The following is a 19,392-nucleotide window of genomic DNA, read 5'->3' as shown; positions in this document are numbered from 1 at the left end:
CCGGAATGTCTCCAGTACGCTCGGGTTGGACGAGGTGGTTGGAATGGCCGCGTCTCCCGCGACGGATTCCTGCTCGCATTATGACACCGAAAGACGAATCCGGATAACAAGGTATGATAATGAAGTTATCATAAAAATCTCATCACTCCCCGGATGGAACGGGCGGCCGTGGCGGTTTGCCGCGGCGCTCCGGGCTCCACTCAGGGCGTCGTTGTCTCCCGATCCGGGCGAATGAGGGAAGATCCCATGCCAGCGCAGTACTTTCGAAGCCTGACGGGAAAACACCGCAGCGCGGCCGCGAACCGCCAGCTCGGGTTTTCGCTTGCCTTTGTCGCCGGCGCAACCAATGCCGGCGGTTTCCTCGCGGTCAGGCAATACACGTCCCACATGAGCGGGATCGTGTCGGCGATTGCGGATCAGACAGCGCTTGGCGACATCCGGCTCGTGCTGGCCGGTGTCGGTTCGCTCGCGTCGTTTCTGGTTGGCGCCGGCTGCTCGGCGGTGCTCGTCAACTGGGGGCGCCGCCGCGGGCTGCAGAGTCAGTATGTGCTGCCGCTGCTGGTCGAAGCCGCGCTGCTGCTCCTGTTCGGGCTGCTCGGCAGCCATCTCGCGCTGTGGGAGGCGTTCTTCATGCCAGTCACGGTCATCTTGCTGTGCTTCATCATGGGGCTGCAAAACGCGATGATCACCAAGCTGTCGGGGGCGGAAATCCGCACGACGCACATGACGGGCATCGTGACGGACCTCGGCATCGAACTCGGCAAACTGTTTTACTGGAATCGCTCGGGTGCGGATATGCACGCGCATGCGGTGATCGCAAACCGCGCGAAGCTCAGGATTCACGGAACGATGCTGGCGTCGTTCTTCGTCGGGGGGCTGGCTGGCGCAATCGGCTTCAAGCATGTCGGCTACGTGTCGACCGTGCCGCTTGCCGCGGCGCTCGTCACGCTGGCGATCGTGCCCGTGGTCGACGACGTGCTGGACTATCTCTACCGGCTTGACCGCAGGTCATGAGCCGGCATAAGGTGAAACGAAACCCGAGCTCGCCTTGTCGGCGGCGGATCCTGCTTGAGGTGCCGTCGCCGAGCCTGATCGACACGCGTGTGCCGAATGTCTTGCGGCGCTGCGCACAAGGGCCGATGCATTATAATCAAATTAGCATATTCGCCGACTCTGTCCTGCAATGGAAACGAAAACCGCACGCTTGACCATCCTGATCGATCCCGCCAAGAAAGAAGCGTTCGACATGCTCTGCGCGGAGCAGGACCTGACGCCGTCGCAAGTCGTGCGGCAGTTGATTCGCGAGTATCTCGATCAGCACGGCGTGAGCTACAGGACAAAAAGCCCGCTCGGCAAGCGGGTGAATCGAAACGCGGGCTGAGCCCGAAAGCGGTTCAGGCGTCGATTTCCCAGTGTGCATGCCCCTGCGCATGCCAGATCAACCGCTTTGGATCGAGGCGCTCTCCCTCCTTCATGCGCCGGGCGGTTGACGACAGTTTGAGTTCGCCGGCAAACGCAAACGAGAGCACGCGTTCGAACAGAACTCGCCGCGATGGCAAGCGAAGCGGCCCTTTCCAGGCGAACGCGACGAAATTGCTGTCGTCGTCGCATCGGACAACCGCATATGAAGGGCCGAACACGGCGCCCAGTCGCTCGATGTGACCGGGCAGCGACAGGTCGTCGTCCGCCAGATTGATTGCGAGCACCCCGGCATCGCTCAATCGCTCGCGGCAGGCAGTGAAGAACGCGATATCCGCACACCGGCTCGGCATACCTTCCGCGTCGAAGGCATCCACGAGGATCACGTCGGTGTGGACATCCTCCCGCGTCACGTACTCCGCACCATCTGCACGGATCACCTTGAACCGGGCGTCGTCCGCGGGAATCCTGAACACGTCGCGTAGTGCGATCACTTCCGCATTGATTTCGACCGCGTCGACCGTCACGCCGGGCAGATGCCGATAACAGTACTTGGCCAACGAGCCGCCCCCGAGCCCGATCATGCACATATGCCTGGCGGCCGGGTGCAGCAGCAGACATCCCATCATGGTTCGCGTATAGCCGAGCGCAAGTTTGTCCGGCGTGCGCAGCGACATGAAGCTTTGGGTGGCCACGTGATCGAAGTGCAGCGAGATCGCGTGCTGCGTCTCCAATACATACGGGCGCCCGGCGTTCAATGGGGTCGACAGGAATTTGACGAACGCATCGTAGGAAGTTGGATCCCGCTCCATGCTCGATCGATTCAGGTGGGCAAGTTGTTGGTGGGGGTGCGTGCGGCGAACGGCAACGACAAACGGGTTCGCGGCCGCTCGCCGACCGTGCGTGACCGCAGTCCGCACACGTACAGGCCGATCGGGGATCGGGCGCACACATCATTATAATGCTATACACATTTGATTCATGCTGTCTTATAATTCAGTCTTGCCGCCGATCGCTGGAATTGCGGGCGGATTCGCGGAGGTGTCGACATGTTCGATCTGGATGGGATGCTGCTGTTGCCCGATCGGCGGTCCGTATCCCTGCCGGAGGTCGCGGGAAGCAGGGGGCTTGTCGTTGTGGGCGTCGGGCGCGGTGGCGAGCGTGGTTTCCAGATGGTCCACCGCTTCCATGATGCGGGTGAACGGCTCGCGGCAGCCGGTACCCATCTGGCCTTCGTTTATCCGCGGGAGTCGGCTCGGCATGTGATGGATCCGATCTCGGTGGCCAGTGCGCGGTTCCGACACCACCCGCGCCTGCTTCTCGATGCGGATGGCTGCTGTTTTGCGCAGGGTGTGCCGCCTCGATTGCTCAGTGCCGTGTATCTGAGCAGTGAAATGAAGCGTCTCGCCGGTTTCGAAATCGACCTGCGCGACACGGCATGGGAAGGTGAGTTCGAGGCGTTCCTGACGGCCTGCGAGCGCGCTCCGTCCCATTGAATACCAGGATCCCTCTCACGGCACCCGCGAGGAACATGGCGACCGTCGTCTATTTCGAAATGCGTTCCGCCTGGAGCCGGGACGGTGCGAACTGCGTCCGCGATGTGCTCGTGGACACGGCGCGCCGTTTCGACAGCGACATCCTGCTTATCGCGAATGGGCGTCGCGGAAATGCAAAGGACGGCATGGCCATGTCGTCGCTTCAGCTGCGCCGAGGCACGTCCGCGCAAGTCCTTGCAAGCGGTCCGGACGAAGAGGCGGCGCTTCATGCGCTTTTACCCTTGCTGCAGGAAGGCTGAGCCGCGTGCCACCTGTCGATCTCCCGTTCCTGGGTCTGCGCGCGGCTTCCTCGGCCGAACTCGCCGACAAGCCGATCGTCGTGGAAACCGAGCACCTCGTCTCGCTGTGCTTTGACGGCCGTGGCATGCAGAGCACCATGCTACGGGAGGCCCCGGATGCGCTCGCACTCGGCTACACGCGCACGATGATGGGCTTCCTGTTGTTTCAGCCGGAACCCGCGCGCGTGGGCTTGATTGGGCTCGGAGGTGGTTCGCTGGTGAAGTATTGCTATCGGAACCTGCCGAACACCCATCTCACGGCAATCGAAATCAATCCGGAAGTCATTGCCCTGCGCGATCGGTTCCACGTTCCACCTGATGGCGCGCGACTGACGATCATCTGCGCGGACGGGGCGCAGCACTTGTCGACGACCACAGACTCATTCGATGCACTTTTGCTGGATGGTTTCAATGCGGACGGCGCGCCGCCCGAACTCTGCAGCGCAGCCTTCTACGACACCTGTCGGGCGCGACTGAACGACGACGGCGTACTCGTCGTCAATCTGCTCGGCGACGATCCGCGACTGGGTGATTGTCTCGCGAGACTTCGTGACACGTTCGGTCCTTCCGTCGCGATCGCGCCGGCTGAAGACGGTGCGGGTAACGTGATCGTCTTCGCCTGGAAGAGTGACGCGCCGCTACCGTCGCTCGAGGCACTCGTCGAACGCGCGGATCGACACTGTGGGCACCACGGCATCGACCTCGTCGAAGCCGCCATACGCATCGAGGTCGGCGCCAGTTACGACTGGACGCGCCTGAGTGCTTGTCTTGCCATTTGAGCTCGAGACATGCAGCACCCTTGATCATGATCAAATTCCTGGAGACGCCATGAGCGATAACGATACTTCGACCGTTCCGACTATCTCGGCATCCGCGATCTGGGCGCTGGAGCGCATTGCCGATATTCGTTATGGTCGCGATACGCCTGCGCTTGGCTGGTCCGTTACCCGAGAACTCATCGGCGCAGGATTCGTGCGCTATCCGACGAACGGTCGCGGAAGCGTTTCGATTACGGCAGCCGGACAGACGTTTCTGAAGAATCGAAAATAGTTTTCGTCGATGTCGCTCGAGAATCGCACGGTCGCGTTGATCCGGACATCCATGAGGGGTCGTTCATGTCGTGGGTGGTTGCGTTTGATATCGGAAGCGTCAACGCGCAAATGTGCGGCCGCGGATTGCCGTCGCTCACGAGGGTGAAGAAACGGATCGCTGCGGACATGACAAAAGGCTGAACGTGCTTTCCTACCTGCGGTCCGTTTTTGCTCGACGCAAATTTCGCCGGCTTCCCGTGATTCGTTTTCAATCCAGGCCGATCGATCTGGGTATCGACGGTGCCCGGCATTCGGGCTGGGAAGTCGCGATCCTGGAGGCGTCCGGCCGGACCGTTGGCGCGGCGATATACAGCCTGGCGCCTCGAACCGATCGGGTATACGTCCATCGACTGGAAATTCGCCCGCCGATGAGGCGCCGCGGCTATGGTCTCGCATTCCTGTCGTATCTGCATCGAACGTACCAGTTGCCTATTACCGCCATCGACGATGTACCGGATGGCCGGCCGTTCTGGCGTGCTGCGAGAACCTTTCAATCCGGAACATTGCGCGTAACGTCCGAGCAATCACCCGATGCGTTTCGCGACGAGCTGGTGCAATGGCAGCATCGGCGGACGGCCATGCTTGGCTTGCGCCCCCCGTCGGCGGATTCGGCGGATGCCTAGGCGGGGCTTGCATCTCCGATCGCTATCGCCGCATCCGGGCATCCCTCGCGTCAGCGGACTTGCTCGCCGGTCATGCGCGACGTAGATTGTCTTCATCGAAGTCCGATTTTTCGGAGGGGCCATGGAACTGCTCGTCGAACGTGTTGACGTCTGGGCGGCCACCATCGAGGACAAGCCGGGCGGTCTTGCCCACGTGTTGAGCGCGTTGCGCGATGCTGGCGCCGATTTGCAATTCGTTGTCGCCCGGCGCACGCCGGAGGCGCCAGGCAAAGGGGTCGTATTTGTCGCGCCGCTGCAGGGAGATCAAGAGATCCGCGCGGCCACCCAGGTGGGATTCAATCCTACCTCGAGCCTGCACTCCGTCCGTGTGATGGGGCTGGACCAGTTGGGGATCATCGCGGAGCTGACCCGGAAACTGTCGGACGGCGGGATTAACCTGCGCGGCGTATCCGCTGCCGTGCTCGGCTCGCAGTTCATTGCGTATCTCGCGCTCGACTCGCTGGCCGACGCCGAGCAGGCGACCGACCTTTTGCAAAGGGCCTGAATGGCCGTTTCAGTCGCACGTTCCACGGTTGATTCTCGAGTGCGTTGCTTCAGGCGGTCGAAGCGGTCTGCCCGATCTTCAACCTGCTGAGACTGCGGCAGGATATCGGCGGCGAATTGCGGCATACGCGCGGGGGGCGCGCCGGAGCGGCGCTTCATTCGCGCGTTTCGCAGCGTTCGTCTGCCGTCTTCCCGTGTCTTTGGGTTTCGTCGCGCCGTGTGCGGCAAGCACGGTGTCGCGGGCAGGAGGCGATCGAGTCGCCCGGCGTATTTGTTCGCGGCCGAGTTTCGATGAAAAATAAAGGCATTGTGATAGCAGGGTTCTCTCAACTTGTTGAGGCTATCGAAGTGCAGCGCCGACACCTGCGTGCCGGCCGTGTGCCATGGCGCCACGCCCGGGTGACGCTTCGGCCGGGCCGCGCGTGCCGATGACGCTGAACATCAGCTGATCCATCTCCTTGATGATGTCGGCAAGGACTGTCGTGATGACCGCGAACTCGCGGCCATACGAGCCCGCGCGCGCGGCGGCGATGCGCGCATTCAGCGCGACGATGTTGGCTTGCATCGAGATGCTGCCCAATTGTTCGGCGATGCTCGCCTGACGTTTGAGCGCCTCGGCCTCGATGCCGCGCATTTCGTTCTGGTACGCGAGCGTAATCTGCTGCAGCAGTTCGAGCAGCGGAGTGGCCTGCCTAACGAGCGCGTCGACCTGTTCGTCTGCGGCAGCGCTGCCCGATTCGAGACTCGCGAGCACTTTGGCCGTGTGCGCGACGAAGTGCCGGACATGCTCGTCTGCGCGCGGGGTGCCGAAATAGAGTTGCCTCAGCGCGCCGGAGAACACGCCAGGTAACTGCTCGTTGCCATCGACCAGATCGGCGTGTGCATTCGCGAACATCGCCGCACTTTGCTTCGCGACGTCCAGTGCGGCATCGTCTCCGCGCGAAGCGAGCAGCACGTGCAGCACGATACGTTGCGACAGCATCCGCTGCCGGCCGGCCAAATTGATGAGCTCGCCGATCGCTTGCGCCGAGACCGGGGCGTGAGTCGAATGCGTCTGTCGTTTCATGTGTTGGAAGGTGTAGGGCGGAGATCGCCGATGTGTCGAACCGCATGGGAGCCCAGCGCGCATCCCGGCTCCCCCGTCAACGAGACAAAAAAATCCCGGAGCGACGCACGCACGAACCGATCGGCCGATCAGCGCAAGAGTCGCTCCGGGACGCCATTGCCCCGCATCCGCTCGCAAGAGCGTAGGGAAAACTGGTGAAACGCAAAGGCCGCCATTGGCCTCTACCGGATCCAACGCAATACCTGTGCCACTTCGTGCTGCCCCGTGCCCGCAGATCGGCCGACGCTCGCGACTCGGCATGTCTGTATTGCGCAAAGCCATGCCGCCGTTAGCGCATCGGGCAAGCGTACGCCATTTCATTGCCGGCTCTGGGGAGCGGCGGTTGAAAATCGATTGGCGCCGAAGTGAAATGAAGCCGAGCCACGCGTGTTGCGTGCGGTGCAGCAAGAATGGAGATGGTGCAATTCAATGGTGTGCTGCACCACGATTGCACACAGGTTGTCGCGCGCTTCAATTTGCCGGCATGAAGAAAGGGGGATCTCTGCAAGTTATTGCCGAGACATTTGCGGTCGGGTTAGCGCACGTCGAGGTCGCTTTCCACGGCCGGCTGATGGGCGTGCGCGGTTACTGCCAGCGGATGCGTGCTGTCGGCTGCGCCGTCATTCGCGTTTGCCGGCAATCAGACGTTTCGGCGTCCGCTTCGGCTGGGATAAGGGTCGATGCCGGACGTCGACTTCGCGCGGAAGCGCATCGTTCGACGCCCGTCACGGATGGGACCGCACCGATAGACGCAAGAGTTGAATTCCGGTCTTGGTCGAAACAGCGGCCGTCGAATCGTGGAGTAGTATTCCCCCATGTCCGAGTTATTGATCGGCCGCTACGGCGCACAGGACACCCATCCGTGAGGGCGGCAAGCTCGTTAAAGGGTTTGGAAACTGCTTCAACGATACGTGTGGTGGCGCCGGCCGTGATGACGGCATTGATGGGATGCATCATGGCAACCGAGTGGAAGCACCGCGTTAGACTGTTTGCCCAGCGTTTCTGGCAGCCGACCAGTGCGTGCATGACCTGCATGCCGGGGAGCTGGGGAAATATCATGAGCCTCGCCCACTGGACTATTGCATTTCAGACAGGGCTGCTTACTGGACTCCTGGCTGTACTTTTGACTTTCACGCCTGCGGCGAAACTCTACGCGCATCGATACGGCAATGCGCTGGTCGTTGGCGTCCTGACAACGTTGGGCGACGCCTACTCACACACGAGTCACTACCGTATCCCCTATGTCGAACACGTCGCGACGGGTGCAATTTCAGGTCTCTTGACGCTCGCGGCCTCATATCTCTTCGAAGACCGCGCGCGACGCCTTCGGGCGGTATGGGCTCAGGTTTTCCGATAGCTTATCCGCTGACTTTCTGAACCCACCGGGCCAAACGGAAAGAGGCTCCCCGGTGAGGCCACGCTTCATGATTGGGAAGCTGCGCATGGAGAACGGGAACTCGCGACCGTTACATGTCCCAGCGTCAGGAGGCGGCCACAATCTGCCGCTCAGCGAGCGGAGAAATCTGCCGTTGGAGCGGCCGCAATACTTCGGAACCTGACGGAGGGGGTACGTACACAATTCGACCAAAGGCAACGTTCGTCAATCGATGTAGATATGAATCTCTTGATCTAGGAGAGCGAGGGGTTTAGTAAGGCTAGCAAATTATCAACCGCGTGGATAGCCTGTGTTGCTGCGCTTTTGGTCGGAACTTTTCCTTGGTGTATCGCGTCGTTCCGTGGTGTCACCACCAGTTGGCGAAAATCAATGTTCGGCAGCGGGACTGCAAGTGTACGCGCCAGCTCAAGTCGCCCACCGAGTGTCTGGAACCTGTCCGCATTTTTGTGGGCGAGGCGGTTGAACAACGCGTTATCCACGCGCCTGCATAAATCGCTCGCCGAACAGGATAGCAAACTGGTTCATCGCTGATTTCCAGTCGAAGGCGGACCGCACGGTCTTGGCCAGTACATTGCGCAGCGCCAGCCAGAGCAGCTTGATGGCCGCCTCGTCATTGGGGAAGTGACCACGGGTCTTGATGATCTTGCGCAACTGCATGTTCAAACTTTCTATGGCGTTCGTGGTGTACACGACCCGTCGAATCTCCGGCGGGAACACGTAGAACGGTACGACGTGCTCCCATGCTCGCTGCCACGATTGCACGATGGTCGGGTACTTCGCGCCCCAAGGTCCGTCGGCGAAGTCTTGCAGCGCCTGCTGTGCCGCCTCTTCGCTGGCAGCCGCGTAGATCGGGCGCAGCGCTGCGGCCAATGCCTTGCGATCCTTGTAGCTGGCGTACTCGAGACTGTTGCGGATCAGATGCACGATACAGGTCTGAACGGTGGTTCGCGGATAGGCCGTGCTGATGGCCTCGATGAGCCCCTTCAGGCCATCGACCACGGCGATCAGGATGTCTTGGCAGCCGCGCGTCTTCAGTTCGTTGAACACCTTGAGCCAGAACTTGGCGCCCTCGGTCTGCTCGATCCAGAGGCCCAGCACGTCGCGCTGGCCGTCGGCCTGGATGCCCAGCGCCAGATACACGGCCTTGTTGCTGACCACACCGTCGTCGCGGATCTTGACCCGCAGCGCATCGAAGAACACCACCGGATACATCGTTTCGAGCGGGCGACTCTGCCAGCTCAGCGCCTCGGCCATCACCTCGTCGGTGACCGAGCTGATGAAATCGGGCGAGACCTCGGTGCCGTAGTGCTCGGCCAGAAATCCCTGAATCTCGCGCACGCTCATGCCGCGGGCGTACATCGCGATGATGCGTTCGTCGAAGCCGGTGAAACGGCGCTCGTGCTTGGGAATCAGGATCGGCTCGAAGCTGCCGTCACGGTCACGAGGCACATCGACCCGGATCGGACCACGATCGGTGATGACTGTCTTGCCGCTGGCGCCGTTGCGCTCGTTGACCTGACCGGGCGGCTTGGGCTGACCCGACGGGTAGCCCAGATGCAGGTTCATCTCAGCGCCCATCGCGCGCTCGATGATTGCCTTGTTGAACGCCAGCATCAGATCCTGGACCTCGGCCGGCGTCATCGGCCCCTTGACCAACTGGTCCAGCAATTCCTTGGGCAGTTCAGGCAGCGGCCCGCGGGCCGCTGCCTGACGAGCTACAGTTTGCCTTTTCTTCTTCATCGGCATATCCATGATTTTTACACCTCATGATATGCCTCGCCCACGAAATCACGGATAGGTCCAGTGTCTGGGTATGACGTTATTTCAGAAGCTTTCCAGCGTCTTTGCCAGTCTCGTTGCATAGCTTAACGATGGCTTTCGTGAGTACCACTTCTGCTGCGGTTGCTGAATCGACAACCACCTTACGATAATCCGCCCTTCGCAGTGCCCTATACGCATCTAGCTGGAGCGAATATTCCAACGATGGTCGCACGTGGGACGAACACAGGCTACATATCTGTTTCAGTTGCGTCAGCTTCAGACGCGTGTCTTCGCGCGAGCTCGTGATGGTGACGTGGATAATGTCGTCATAGGCCCAGACATGTTTATCTTCTGCATCCCGATAGAACAAATGCAGTCCGGAAACCTCCCCCGTGACTTCGATAGCGCGGATTCGTCTTTGCTTGGTGATCAACTCCAGAAATTCATCGAACGTTGAGCGCCACAGCATGAACGCATCACGGATCTGGATTCCGGCGGACTGCAGTTCCGATTCCTGAATCACGAATTCGAGCAGCACACAGTTAACGCTGGCGTTCCCAGCCGGATAACTCGTTGGCCGCCCCCACCAGATCGGTTTGCCACCGCGCGTCCAATCTTTCGCTATCTCGGGGGAGACTAGAGGCCCGTTCAGGGGATCGCTCTCAGTGGGCGACCAATCGGGCAGGCTGGGAAACTCAACCGTTCCTTGTACCCCGCCAACGGAAATTACTTCCCTATGTCCTAACACGTCACGCGCGCATGCAATCGCTTCTTCAAACCACGCAATCCCGTAGACGGTACGTGTGGAAGTCGCCAAAGACGGTTCTATTGTCATTGTGATTTTTTCGCGTAACCGCGGTAGGCGAGGATTCTACGCGATGCACGAAGCCGGTTCCGAATGCAGCAATGGTCGACAACTTGCCGGCCGACGTGCCGCGCGAAATGGCCGTTTCAGTTTGAAACCCGTCATATCCCTCGCATTGGGTCGAAAGGCGGTTGTGGCCGGCTACGGCCCACCGTGTCGGACGGCTCGCGGCTATTTGCCGCCCGCATGTCCCGATGTTGGAACGTCGGCAACACCTCGAAATCTGTAGTACGGATCCCGCGGCACCCAATGGTCGGAGCAGAACGCTTTCGGCTCGCATCGGTATATCCGGATCCGGCTCAGATTGTCGCCACGTCCTTGTGAATGGCTGTCTCCGTCGACCAAACTCATGACGCGAAAAATGTTGGCCATCCGTCAACACTTCCGCGCACCAACCGGAACGAAGCAATTGACGCGTCCGCCGGATTACGGCGTTCGCGCGATGGCATGATAGATGCGTTAGTACAGCCGTCCAAGTCGTAAACGTCACTAGCCTTGGTTAAATTGGAGGGCATCATGTCAAGTGCTAACTTTGCCGGGTCATCTGCTGGAAAGGTGCTCGACGAGTCTGAACGAATGCTGGCATATGCGGCTCGCGCCGGAAAAAAGATCGAGCCGGATATACCAGAAACGATTGCGAAGGCTCGCAAAGCCCTGACCAGCGGCGAATTGCCGGCTGAACTCGAGGTGGCCGTGTATTGCGCGCAAAGTCGTTTGGCGAATGTAATAAGACCAGTTAGCGCAGAGACGCTCGATCCGAAATCACTGAAAGTGGCGAGGAACGAGACCCGACGCTATTTCATGTTCACAACCATACTCGCTATGTTCCTCGTTCCCGTATCGATGTTCATGTTCGTCAACTCGAAGCTGTCGGAGAACGGGAAAGCACTGGTCGAAGAGAACGACAAGATCGCGATTCCTCTCCACGAGGCGCTTCAGGCGCAGCGAAACCTGCTTGTCTCACTCGAAATGCGACGTGATGCCCACCATTCCGATAGTGCATCGGTTCGAACGCGCGCACACGCCCCATACCCCCCAACTGCCCAAGGCATAGTGCCCGTGGCGAATGAAATACCCGAGATCGAATACGAACAAGCGCTGACACCGAATGCCCTCGAGATAAAGAAACAGCTTCAGATCTTCGCCCGCAACAATCGCCAACTCTACGCGGAAACAATTTGGTTGGAACGACTCTCGCTTCATGGTAGCGAGAACCCCTACGCATCGCCGTGGATGCTGAACGCGTGGACCCGGAGAGAAAATCTGGAAGTGAACCTGCCGATGCTGGTGCGTCACGTTCAGCCAAGTGATGGCAGTAAGGGCGACCAACAAACCCAAGGGGCCGAGCACTCGATAGACGATGGCCTCCAGAAGCTTGCGGTGTATCAGGACATTCGGGCGATGGCACAGAATGCTCAACATACCAGCGATTTTCTTTGGAGTGCCATCGCCGCCTATATGCTGCCGGTCCTATACGCGCTCCTTGGCAGTTTGGCCTTTATTCTTCGAGACTTGTGTGCCCGGACTCGAAATCAGACGTACCACGCATCACATGCTCGATGTGCTTACTGCGGACGCGTGGTTGTCGCCGTGATTGTAGGGACAGTGATTGGGCTATTCGACAAGTTCATCGACGGTTCTGTTTCGGCATCGCCTCTCGCAATCGCATTCGTGGCGGGCTATGCGGTGGACCATTTCTTTGCGTTGATTGATCATATCTCCGCTGCCGGACGAACTCCGTTGGCCTCTGCTGGCAGCAGCGGAGATAGCCCGAATGGCAGGTAGCCACACGCCGCACGCGCGGGATTCGGGACAGGCACGGGCGACTCGGCGAAGTCGGCGTCGGGTGCCCAAACGTCCGGGAGGGCCAAACTCCGGCCCTTCCCATTGCGGGGGCTCCGCGACTGCCTCGGGTTGCAAGCGGCCGGCCAGCTTGTGTGAGCCGAGCTGGCTGCGCCGGATCCGTCGAGCTGGACCTCGGCGCTTAAAAAAATCGACCGCCCCGTATACGTCGTCAGCCACTCCAGCGCGAGCGTGCTTGCGCTCTGGAAATATAAACTCGCATGTGATTCCTTCGACACCGACCGGACGGATGAGCGCCACGCCGACTTTGACGTCCAGGATCAGCCATGAAGCGTCATTCGCCCGTCGCGTTCTCGGACGTTCTGGCGTCGGCTCAGCCAAGTAAGCGGCCTTCCAAAGAATCTGCTCGCGATCAAGAGATGCTTTTCAAAACATTTACTCAATTTCACGACAATTCAGCGCGCAGTTTGGCCATGACCTAAACGCCTGAGCGGAAGGGCATACCGTTTCAACCTACCCATCTTGGAGGTCGATTACCCATCGAAACCGTCAAGCGCACATGACATAGTGGACTTGACCGGCGAGATCGTCGTAAACCCGCCACGAACAGCCGTTCACATGCGTCGACGGTTGGACATTCAGGCGTCGGCTCCGCCCCGTCAACATCCCGCAGGACATCAAGGATGGTCTGAAAATCTACTACCCCGTCTTGAGGAGAACACCCCAAGGAATGGTGGTAGTCACAGGCTGCTTTGTAAAACCCCTTCAAGACTCTGTCGTCCAACTGACTCAGACAGTGCCTGCCGCGTAACTGCCCATCACAGAGGAACCCGGATAGCCGAAAAACATTTATCCAGCTGCGACACCAGTATCCGAGGAAGTGAACAGTGTGGTGCGGTGGAAGTTCGAGGTACGACTGGGGAACAACGCAAGAAAGGAGCAATGGATCATGGCCAACAACACTCACGTCATCCTTCCGGGTAGCTACCGGGCGGCTGCTAAGGGTGCGACTCGTGTCGGCGACGTCGATCCCGATCGCCGTATCGAATTGATTCTCGACCTGAAGTCGCGGGAGGCTCTGCCTGAAGGGGCAGTCACATCAACTTGGTCGCCGGAAAAACTTGCGGCGACCTATGCGGCAGATCCCGATACGATCGCGAAGGTCAAGGAGGTACTCAGTCAATATCACCTGCAGGTGGAGCAAAGCCCGACTCACACGCCTTCGCTATATGTCTCGGGGCGTGCTGCCGATGTCGAGAGCGCGTTTCGGCCGGGGCTGTCCATCTACCGCGAAGCCGGCCAGGGTGCCTACGTCGGTCGACGCGAGGGGGCGTATTCGATCCCAGCCGAATTGAAAGATCTCGTGCTGGGCGTGCACGGCTTGGACGGCCGCCGGGTATTCCGGCGTACTACAAGGCCGCGCCCTTCTGCAGCGGCAGCCGTAGAAGCCCCAACGATCCCGGGCCTGTCGCCGGCGCAGTTGCAGCAACACTACAAGTTTCCCGACGGGGATGGCAATGGCCAGCGCATCGGCATCGCGGAGTTCGGCGGGGCCGTCTTCAAGCAGGACCTGGCCACGTTCGCTCAGCGATTTGGTATTGCTACTCCAAAGATCGAGATCAAGGCCTTGCTCACGAAGCAGGACCCAACCGACCTGGACACCAGTTCGGAAGTCAACATGGACGTCCAGATCGTCGCGGGCCTGTGTCCCGCAGCGGAGATTACCGTCTATTTCGCCACGTTCACGCAGGAGGGATTCATCCGGATGATGGACGCGGTGATCGCTGATCGACCGGTGGTGCTGTCGGTTAGCTACGGGGTTTCCGAGGATGATCTTCACACTTGGTCGGCCACTGCCCTCGGCGCCATCGACCGACGCCTGAATGCCGCTCGCCTGATCGGCATCACGGTATGCGTTTCCACGGGCGACGACGGGACCGGTTGCGACATGTTCGACGGCGGCGTCCATGTCGAGTTTCCCAGCACGAGTCCGCATGTACTCGCCGTCGGCGGAACAATGATCAAGGACGGCGTGGAATCGACCTGGTGGGACGCTCCCGGCACGCGCTTCGAGCCAAATAGCCAACAGCAGACAGGCGGTGGGTCGACTGGCGGCGGTGTTAGCGATCGCTTTGCGCGGCCTGACTGGCAGAGCGGGATCCAGGTAACTTCGCTCAATCCTGTCAGCGCGAATGGCCGCATCGTGCCTGACGTCGCGGCGCTCGCGGGAGATCCAGGGTCGAGTTGCTTGATGCGGTTCCAGCAGCAGGATGGCAGCATAGCCGTGGGATGGGTGCCCGGCGAGGGCACCAGCGCGGCGACGCCGATGTGGGCCGCACTGATCGCACGCACGAATGCTAAGCTGCCGACGGGCAAACAGCAGCGCTTCCTCGCTCCGCTGCTGTACAAGTTGCTCCCCGGCGGCGGCACGGTGGGTGGCACTGCCTGTACGGCGGTCAATTCAGGCCATAACAACGACTCGGACCCCGATCCCGGCATCGGATATCCGCCGGTCGCCGGAGGCTTCAGTGCCGTCACGGGCTGGGGTATCCCTGACGGCCAGAAGCTGCTCGCCACGCTCACCCAGGTGGGCTAGGGCTGAGGTCGCCGCGCCGCAGTTCGGCGCCCGACGTATACCGGCGGCGCTGGCGTCGTGAGGCCCTTCGGAACAAGCTGTCGGATTCGAAGGGCCGGCCAATTCCAGGCGACAAGCCTGTGACATGAACTGCCTATTGGCTAGCGTTCACGTTCAAAAAAAATCATCAGTACTTCGTAGCAAAACAAAAAGAAGGTGAGAAATATGGCGCACCCTGACAACCAAAATAGACGGACAAATTCGATTGGTGACCGAGCTGATCGTAGGTCGCCTGTACTTTCATAACTGCCGTTCGGTTTCGGGCCCCTGTAAGACCGGGAAGGGTCGACATGAGCCCGTCGGACGACACACGCGCAGGGCGCTCAAATGTGCAGCGCAACAGAAAACGCGCGCATCAACCGGGAAATACGAATACCCAAGATAGACTGACCTGACGCGCTCCTTAGTACCGTTCGCCGGCCGACGCGATGAGGCCGGAGCGGTGCTTCTTGCCCCACGACTTGCCGCCGCGCAGGAAGTGCAGCCAGCCGAGCACCGCGCCGACGTGGCGTAGCAACTGGAACGTGAACGGCTCCGCGATGGCCGCCGCCACGGCCATCCAAAGGCTCGATCCGGCGCGCAGGCCGGTCCAGCGCCGGTAAAGGTGGATGCTCCACACGTAGAACGCCAGATCGACTACCGTCTTCAGAAAAATGACGCTGAAGATCGACACGACGATCGCGTCGTGGCGGCCGAGCAGAAACGCGACCAGCAGGCCGAAGGCGGTCAGTCCGTAGACTGGCTGCATCGTATCGAACGCCTTCACGGGCAACATCAGCGTGCCGAGCGTTCCGTACCGCCGGTTGCCCGTCATGTCGCTATTCCAGGATTGGGTCTCGAGGAAACCCGCGAACCAGCGGCGGCGTTGCCGCAAAAAACTGGCGAGCGTGCCCGGCGCGTCGGTGCGCGCGTGCGCGTCGCCGACCACGCGCACGTCCCAGTCGAGCCGTCGGTCTGCCGAATAGCGGCGCAGCCGGTGGATCAGCTCGTAGTCTTCAACGAGGCATTGCGGATCGAAGCCGCCGACCGCGACGAGAGCGTCCCGCCGGAACGATGCGAACGCGCCCGACACGAGCAGCAGGCTGTCCGCTCGCATCCACGCAAAGCGCGCGATGAAGTTGCGCATGTATTCATATGTCTGGAACCACTGGAACATGCGGCCGCCCACGGACTTGCTGCATACCGGCACCAGAATGCCCGCGGCCGCCACGAGCGTCGGTCTTCCGGCGAAGGCCACGCGCATTGCGCGGGTGGCGTCGGGCGCGAGCAGCGTGTCGGCGTCAACGGTCATCACGGTCTCGGTCGTCGTCGCCGCTATCGCCGCGTTCAGCGCGCGCGCCTTGCCGCCGTGCGGCACGCGCAGCCAGTAGAGGTTCGGGTGACGAGCGCTCGGCGCGCTCAACTCGCCGAGTGCAGGCGCCGTCAGGCCGAATCGGCGGGTGAGCAGCTCGGCGGTGCCGTCGGTGGAGCCGTCGTCGGCGATCACGATCTGCGCCGGACCGTCGACCTGTTCGAGCAGCGCGGCGAGCGTCACCGGCAGCACGGCCGCCTCGTCATGCGCCGCGACGATGACACCCATCTCCGGCAACGGTCGCTCATGCTGCGCCGCGCGCGTCGATACGATTCGCCGTGCGAGCGGCAGCGTTTTTGCCGTAACGAAAAACAGCAGCAGCGTGTCGTAGAAGACATAGATGATGCCGCTCGACCATGCGACGACGCCGTGGAGAAAGAACGCTCGCGCGAACAGCAGCAGCCACAGCACCGTGACGCCGCCGTGAATCAGCCTGCTGGTCCACGTCGCCGGGCGCGGCACGATACGCGGAGACACGCTCGCCAACGCTTCATCCAGCAACTTCTTCCGCGCGTCTGCCGAACCGGTCGATCGTGCCGCCGGGCGCACGGCGTCAATGACGATATCGGCGTCCATCACGGCGCCATCCGTTTGAAGACCGACTGACGATCGAGCCATTGATGCTTGAGCGCGCCGCCGATGTGCATCGCGAGCAACGCATACAGCGCATAACCGAGCCACGTATGCAATGTGCCGAGGCCCGTGTGCAGCGGTTCCTTGACGGACGGAACGAGGTTCATCACGAAGCCGATGCGCGGCCACGGGAACAGGTTGAAAAGCCGCATCGGATGCGTGAGCGCATCCTTCCATGCGGAGTCGTGCGCCCATCCCGAGAGCGGCAGCGCGATCATCAACAGGTATAGCAGGAAGTGCGCGACGTGTGCGGCCACGCGCTCCCACGACGGGAACTCGCGCGGCAGCGGCGGCGGCCGGTGTGAAACGCGCCACAGGATGCGCATGAGCGCAAGGCCGAGCACGGTGATGCCGATCGACTTGTGCGTGTCGATTACCGGACGCACCCAGCCATCGGACAGTGAGTCCGCGCTCAAGCCAAGGGCCGCGTTACCGATCATCAAAACGGCGATGGTCCAGTGAAGGACCATCGCCGTGCGTGTGTACTGCGACGGCGCCTGCGCGCCGTCGAGCGCGATAGGTGGCGATTCGATGCGTGTCGTCATCAGTTGATTGATGGGGTAAAAGTTTGGGGTCGAAAGCGTTTTGAAAAGCGCGTCTGAAAGTACGACCCATCCATCTCGGAGAACGTTCCGGTGCGCCGTTTTGTTCCCTTGCTTCGTGTATAAAGGAAGCGACCTTGGACGAACAGAGCCCGCCGTGTCCGAAACACCACCCTCAAGCACAAAGCCCACTTCTGCAGGCTTGCGCACATCGGTCTGGCGCCGTGCCAGGCCATGGGCCATTGCCGGCGGCATCGGCCTTTTGCTTGTGAGCCTGTTGGTGGTGTTGAGCCCTTTTCGGGAAAAACTGGATGAACGGGCGCTGATCGATCTGGGATTTTACGCGGGCGCCTGCAATGACAGCAGCGATTCCGCTACGACACCCGAGTCGGGATGCCTGGCATTGCGGGCAAAGCCGGCATTGACGACCTCGCAGCTCGACGCGGCGCTCCCGCATCTAATCAAGCTCCGCCTCAGACTCGAGTTGAATCTGGCAGACACCGAAGTCGATAACGTCGACTCGCTTGACGGACTGGGCGGTCTTCAATCGCTCGACCTCACGGGGACTCCGGTCTGGCGCATCGACGCGCTCAAGGGCATGCGTTCCCTGAAACGACTCGTGGTCCACCGCACCCAGGTCCAGAACATCGATGCGCTTCGAGGACTGACCGGCCTGCAATCGCTCAATCTGTGGGAGACCCGGGTCTCGAACCTCGATGCGCTGAAGGGCTTGACTGACCTGCGGGAACTCGATCTCCGGGACACGCAGGTTCGGGACCTCGACGCGTTGGAGAAATTGCCTCACCTGGAAACACTCAAGCTGGGTGGCGCGAGGAATGTCCGGAACATCAAGCCGCTCAGCCAGCTGACCGCGTTGAAAACGCTCGATCTCAACGAGACGCAAGTCGAGCGCCTCGATGCGTTGAAGAAGCTGGACGATCTGCAGGCGCTCTATCTCGCCAATACTCCAGTTCGGAACCTCGATTTGCTAACGGGAATGCCCACCCTGAAAACGCTCGTGCTCGACGGCTCCAACGTCGAGAACATCGATGCGATGAAGGGATTGCGCCAGTTGGAAACACTCGTGCTTGCGCGTACGCAAGTCAGGAACATCGATGCGCTGAAGGGCCTGACGGACCTGCGAAGGCTCAATCTCGCCGACACCAGGGTCGAGAACATCGATGCGCTGAAAGACCTGACGGGCCTTCGAACGCTGAATCTCTTTCGCACCGACGTTCAAAACATCGATGCGCTGAAGGGCTTGACCGGTCTGCAAGAGCTCTATCTCGCAAACACGCCGGTCCAGGACATCGAAGTACTGAAGGGCCTGACAGGACTCCGAGAGCTGGTTCTCTACGGCACCAGGGCCAAGAACGTCGATGAGCTCAAGGCGGCCCTGCCAAACACTCGAGTTGTCTGGTGACCATTCGAATCGAATCGCAGCGTTGAAAGGATCCAAATGGCTGCCGACCTCGCCCAATCCTGGTTGAACTTCAGCGTGCCTGTGGCCGCCGCACGGGCCGCCGGCCGCCCACTCGTGGCGCTGGAATCGTCGACCATCATTGCCCACGGCATGCCCTACCCGGAGAACGTCAACACTGCGCGCGAAGTGGAGGCCTTGATCCGCGATTTGGGAGCGGATCCCGCGACTATCGCGCTGATCGGCGGGCGCATCCACATCGGCCTGACAGCCGACGAACTCGAACTGCTCGGCCGCTCGGACCAGGTACACAAGGTGAGCCGCCGCGAAGGCTCTAAATCGCTCGCGCTCGGCGACGGTCGGTGGCAAGC

At 60.8% G+C, this 19,392-nt stretch carries 18 protein-coding genes and 2 pseudogenes; 14 read left to right on the top strand and 6 right to left on the bottom strand.

The window, feature by feature from the left end:
• Positions 1-246: 246 nt before the first annotated feature.
• Both DIE21_RS10775 and DIE21_RS10770 read left to right on the top strand, forming a co-directional pair.
• Positions 247-1,014 (top strand): YoaK family protein, encoded by a 768-nt coding sequence (locus tag DIE21_RS10775; RefSeq protein ID WP_124497775.1) that lies wholly within the window; start codon positions 247-249, stop codon positions 1,012-1,014.
• Positions 1,015-1,183: 169 nt separating this feature from the next.
• A complete protein-coding gene (locus DIE21_RS10770) occupies positions 1,184-1,381 on the top strand; it encodes a ribbon-helix-helix protein, CopG family (protein ID WP_124497684.1) in 198 nt (65 codons plus the stop codon).
• A 13-nt stretch (positions 1,382-1,394) separates the two neighbouring features.
• Here DIE21_RS10770 and DIE21_RS10765 read toward each other — a convergent pair whose 3' ends face one another.
• Positions 1,395-2,231: a spermidine synthase gene (locus DIE21_RS10765; protein ID WP_124497683.1), complete on the bottom strand. Its 837-nt coding sequence runs from the start codon at positions 2,229-2,231 to the stop codon at positions 1,395-1,397.
• A 237-nt stretch (positions 2,232-2,468) separates the two neighbouring features.
• Between DIE21_RS10765 and DIE21_RS10760 the strand changes: the two genes are divergently transcribed.
• From DIE21_RS10760 to DIE21_RS38145, 7 genes and pseudogenes are all read left to right on the top strand, one after another.
• On the top strand, positions 2,469-2,915 hold the full coding sequence (locus tag DIE21_RS10760; RefSeq protein ID WP_124497682.1) for a hypothetical protein: 447 nt from the start codon (positions 2,469-2,471) through the stop codon (positions 2,913-2,915).
• Positions 2,916-2,950: 35 nt separating this feature from the next.
• The gene (locus tag DIE21_RS10755; RefSeq protein WP_124497681.1) at positions 2,951-3,214 is read left to right on the top strand and encodes an HPr family phosphocarrier protein; all 264 of its coding nucleotides are present in this window, start codon (positions 2,951-2,953) and stop codon (positions 3,212-3,214) included.
• 5 nt (positions 3,215-3,219) lie between these two features.
• Positions 3,220-4,032 carry a fused MFS/spermidine synthase gene (locus tag DIE21_RS10750; protein ID WP_124497680.1) on the top strand — a complete coding sequence of 271 codons (813 nt, stop codon included), beginning with the start codon at positions 3,220-3,222 and terminating at the stop codon, positions 4,030-4,032.
• A 49-nt stretch (positions 4,033-4,081) separates the two neighbouring features.
• Positions 4,082-4,303, top strand: coding sequence for a hypothetical protein (locus tag DIE21_RS10745; protein WP_124497679.1), 222 nt, complete (start codon positions 4,082-4,084; stop codon positions 4,301-4,303).
• Between the two features lie 184 nt (positions 4,304-4,487).
• The gene (locus tag DIE21_RS37735) at positions 4,488-4,967 is read left to right on the top strand and encodes a GNAT family N-acetyltransferase (protein WP_260426695.1); all 480 of its coding nucleotides are present in this window, start codon (positions 4,488-4,490) and stop codon (positions 4,965-4,967) included.
• A gap of 121 nt (positions 4,968-5,088) precedes the next feature.
• Positions 5,089-5,511, top strand: coding sequence for an amino acid-binding protein (locus DIE21_RS10735; RefSeq protein WP_124497678.1), 423 nt, complete (start codon positions 5,089-5,091; stop codon positions 5,509-5,511).
• Positions 5,512-5,552: 41 nt separating this feature from the next.
• Positions 5,553-5,639 (top strand): annotated as a pseudogene (locus DIE21_RS38145) (OsmC family peroxiredoxin); the annotation flags it as partial.
• A gap of 211 nt (positions 5,640-5,850) precedes the next feature.
• Here DIE21_RS38145 and DIE21_RS10725 read toward each other — a convergent pair.
• On the bottom strand, positions 5,851-6,576 hold the full coding sequence (locus tag DIE21_RS10725; protein WP_124497773.1) for a type IV pili methyl-accepting chemotaxis transducer N-terminal domain-containing protein: 726 nt from the start codon (positions 6,574-6,576) through the stop codon (positions 5,851-5,853).
• A gap of 994 nt (positions 6,577-7,570) precedes the next feature.
• Here DIE21_RS10725 and DIE21_RS37730 point away from each other — a divergent pair.
• Entirely contained in the window at positions 7,571-7,972 is a 402-nt protein-coding gene (locus tag DIE21_RS37730) for a hypothetical protein (protein ID WP_124497677.1), read from the top strand.
• Positions 7,973-8,482: 510 nt separating this feature from the next.
• Here the strand turns inward: DIE21_RS37730 and DIE21_RS10715 are convergent.
• The gene (locus tag DIE21_RS10715) at positions 8,483-9,757 is read right to left on the bottom strand and encodes an IS256 family transposase (RefSeq protein WP_409364630.1); all 1,275 of its coding nucleotides are present in this window, start codon (positions 9,755-9,757) and stop codon (positions 8,483-8,485) included.
• A 73-nt stretch (positions 9,758-9,830) separates the two neighbouring features.
• On the bottom strand, positions 9,831-10,607 hold the full coding sequence (locus DIE21_RS10710; protein WP_124497675.1) for a hypothetical protein: 777 nt from the start codon (positions 10,605-10,607) through the stop codon (positions 9,831-9,833).
• A 546-nt stretch (positions 10,608-11,153) separates the two neighbouring features.
• On the opposite strand from DIE21_RS10710, the gene DIE21_RS10705 reads away from it, so the two are divergent.
• On the top strand, positions 11,154-12,422 hold the full coding sequence (locus tag DIE21_RS10705) for a hypothetical protein (RefSeq protein WP_124497674.1): 1,269 nt from the start codon (positions 11,154-11,156) through the stop codon (positions 12,420-12,422).
• Positions 12,423-13,389: 967 nt separating this feature from the next.
• A complete protein-coding gene (locus tag DIE21_RS10700) occupies positions 13,390-15,036 on the top strand; it encodes a protease pro-enzyme activation domain-containing protein (RefSeq protein WP_124497673.1) in 1,647 nt (548 codons plus the stop codon).
• Positions 15,037-15,478: 442 nt separating this feature from the next.
• On the opposite strand, the gene DIE21_RS10695 is transcribed toward DIE21_RS10700, so the two are convergent.
• On the bottom strand, positions 15,479-17,002 hold the full coding sequence (locus DIE21_RS10695) for a glycosyltransferase (protein ID WP_124497672.1): 1,524 nt from the start codon (positions 17,000-17,002) through the stop codon (positions 15,479-15,481).
• Positions 17,002-17,604 carry a cytochrome b gene (locus DIE21_RS10690; protein WP_124497772.1) on the bottom strand — a complete coding sequence of 201 codons (603 nt, stop codon included), beginning with the start codon at positions 17,602-17,604 and terminating at the stop codon, positions 17,002-17,004. Before DIE21_RS10690 ends, DIE21_RS10695 begins: the two co-directional genes overlap by 1 nt.
• A 265-nt stretch (positions 17,605-17,869) precedes the next feature.
• On the opposite strand from DIE21_RS10690, the gene DIE21_RS10685 reads away from it, so the two are divergent.
• Positions 17,870-19,024 (top strand): leucine-rich repeat domain-containing protein, encoded by a 1,155-nt coding sequence (locus DIE21_RS10685; RefSeq protein ID WP_260432406.1) that lies wholly within the window; start codon positions 17,870-17,872, stop codon positions 19,022-19,024.
• A 36-nt stretch (positions 19,025-19,060) separates the two neighbouring features.
• Positions 19,061-19,375: pseudogene (locus DIE21_RS10680) on the top strand (pseudouridine-5'-phosphate glycosidase); the annotation flags it as partial.
• Positions 19,376-19,392: the final 17 nt, after the last annotated feature.

The organism is Burkholderia sp. Bp9140 (genome assembly GCF_003853425.1).
GTDB lineage: Bacteria > Pseudomonadota > Gammaproteobacteria > Burkholderiales > Burkholderiaceae > Burkholderia.
This window is presented reverse-complemented; position numbering and strand designations above follow the sequence as displayed.

Excerpts from the sequence above, each read along its gene's own strand:
- DIE21_RS10775 (WP_124497775.1), top strand. The coding sequence starts at position 247 with ATGCCAGCGCAGTACTTTCGAAGCCTGACGGGAAAACACCGCAGCGCG.
- DIE21_RS10770 (WP_124497684.1), top strand. The coding sequence starts at position 1,184 with ATGGAAACGAAAACCGCACGCTTGACCATCCTGATCGATCCCGCCAAG.
- DIE21_RS10765 (WP_124497683.1), bottom strand. The coding sequence starts at position 2,231 with ATGGAGCGGGATCCAACTTCCTACGATGCGTTCGTCAAATTCCTGTCG.
- DIE21_RS10760 (WP_124497682.1), top strand. The coding sequence starts at position 2,469 with ATGTTCGATCTGGATGGGATGCTGCTGTTGCCCGATCGGCGGTCCGTA.
- DIE21_RS10755 (WP_124497681.1), top strand. The coding sequence starts at position 2,951 with ATGGCGACCGTCGTCTATTTCGAAATGCGTTCCGCCTGGAGCCGGGAC.
- DIE21_RS10745 (WP_124497679.1), top strand. The coding sequence starts at position 4,082 with ATGAGCGATAACGATACTTCGACCGTTCCGACTATCTCGGCATCCGCG.
- DIE21_RS10735 (WP_124497678.1), top strand. The coding sequence starts at position 5,089 with ATGGAACTGCTCGTCGAACGTGTTGACGTCTGGGCGGCCACCATCGAG.
- DIE21_RS10725 (WP_124497773.1), bottom strand. The coding sequence starts at position 6,576 with ATGAAACGACAGACGCATTCGACTCACGCCCCGGTCTCGGCGCAAGCG.
- DIE21_RS37730 (WP_124497677.1), top strand. The coding sequence starts at position 7,571 with ATGGCAACCGAGTGGAAGCACCGCGTTAGACTGTTTGCCCAGCGTTTC.
- DIE21_RS10715 (WP_409364630.1), bottom strand. The coding sequence starts at position 9,757 with ATGCCGATGAAGAAGAAAAGGCAAACTGTAGCTCGTCAGGCAGCGGCC.
- DIE21_RS10710 (WP_124497675.1), bottom strand. The coding sequence starts at position 10,607 with ATGACAATAGAACCGTCTTTGGCGACTTCCACACGTACCGTCTACGGG.
- DIE21_RS10705 (WP_124497674.1), top strand. The coding sequence starts at position 11,154 with ATGTCAAGTGCTAACTTTGCCGGGTCATCTGCTGGAAAGGTGCTCGAC.
- DIE21_RS10700 (WP_124497673.1), top strand. The coding sequence starts at position 13,390 with ATGGCCAACAACACTCACGTCATCCTTCCGGGTAGCTACCGGGCGGCT.
- DIE21_RS10695 (WP_124497672.1), bottom strand. The coding sequence starts at position 17,002 with ATGGACGCCGATATCGTCATTGACGCCGTGCGCCCGGCGGCACGATCG.
- DIE21_RS10690 (WP_124497772.1), bottom strand. The coding sequence starts at position 17,604 with ATGACGACACGCATCGAATCGCCACCTATCGCGCTCGACGGCGCGCAG.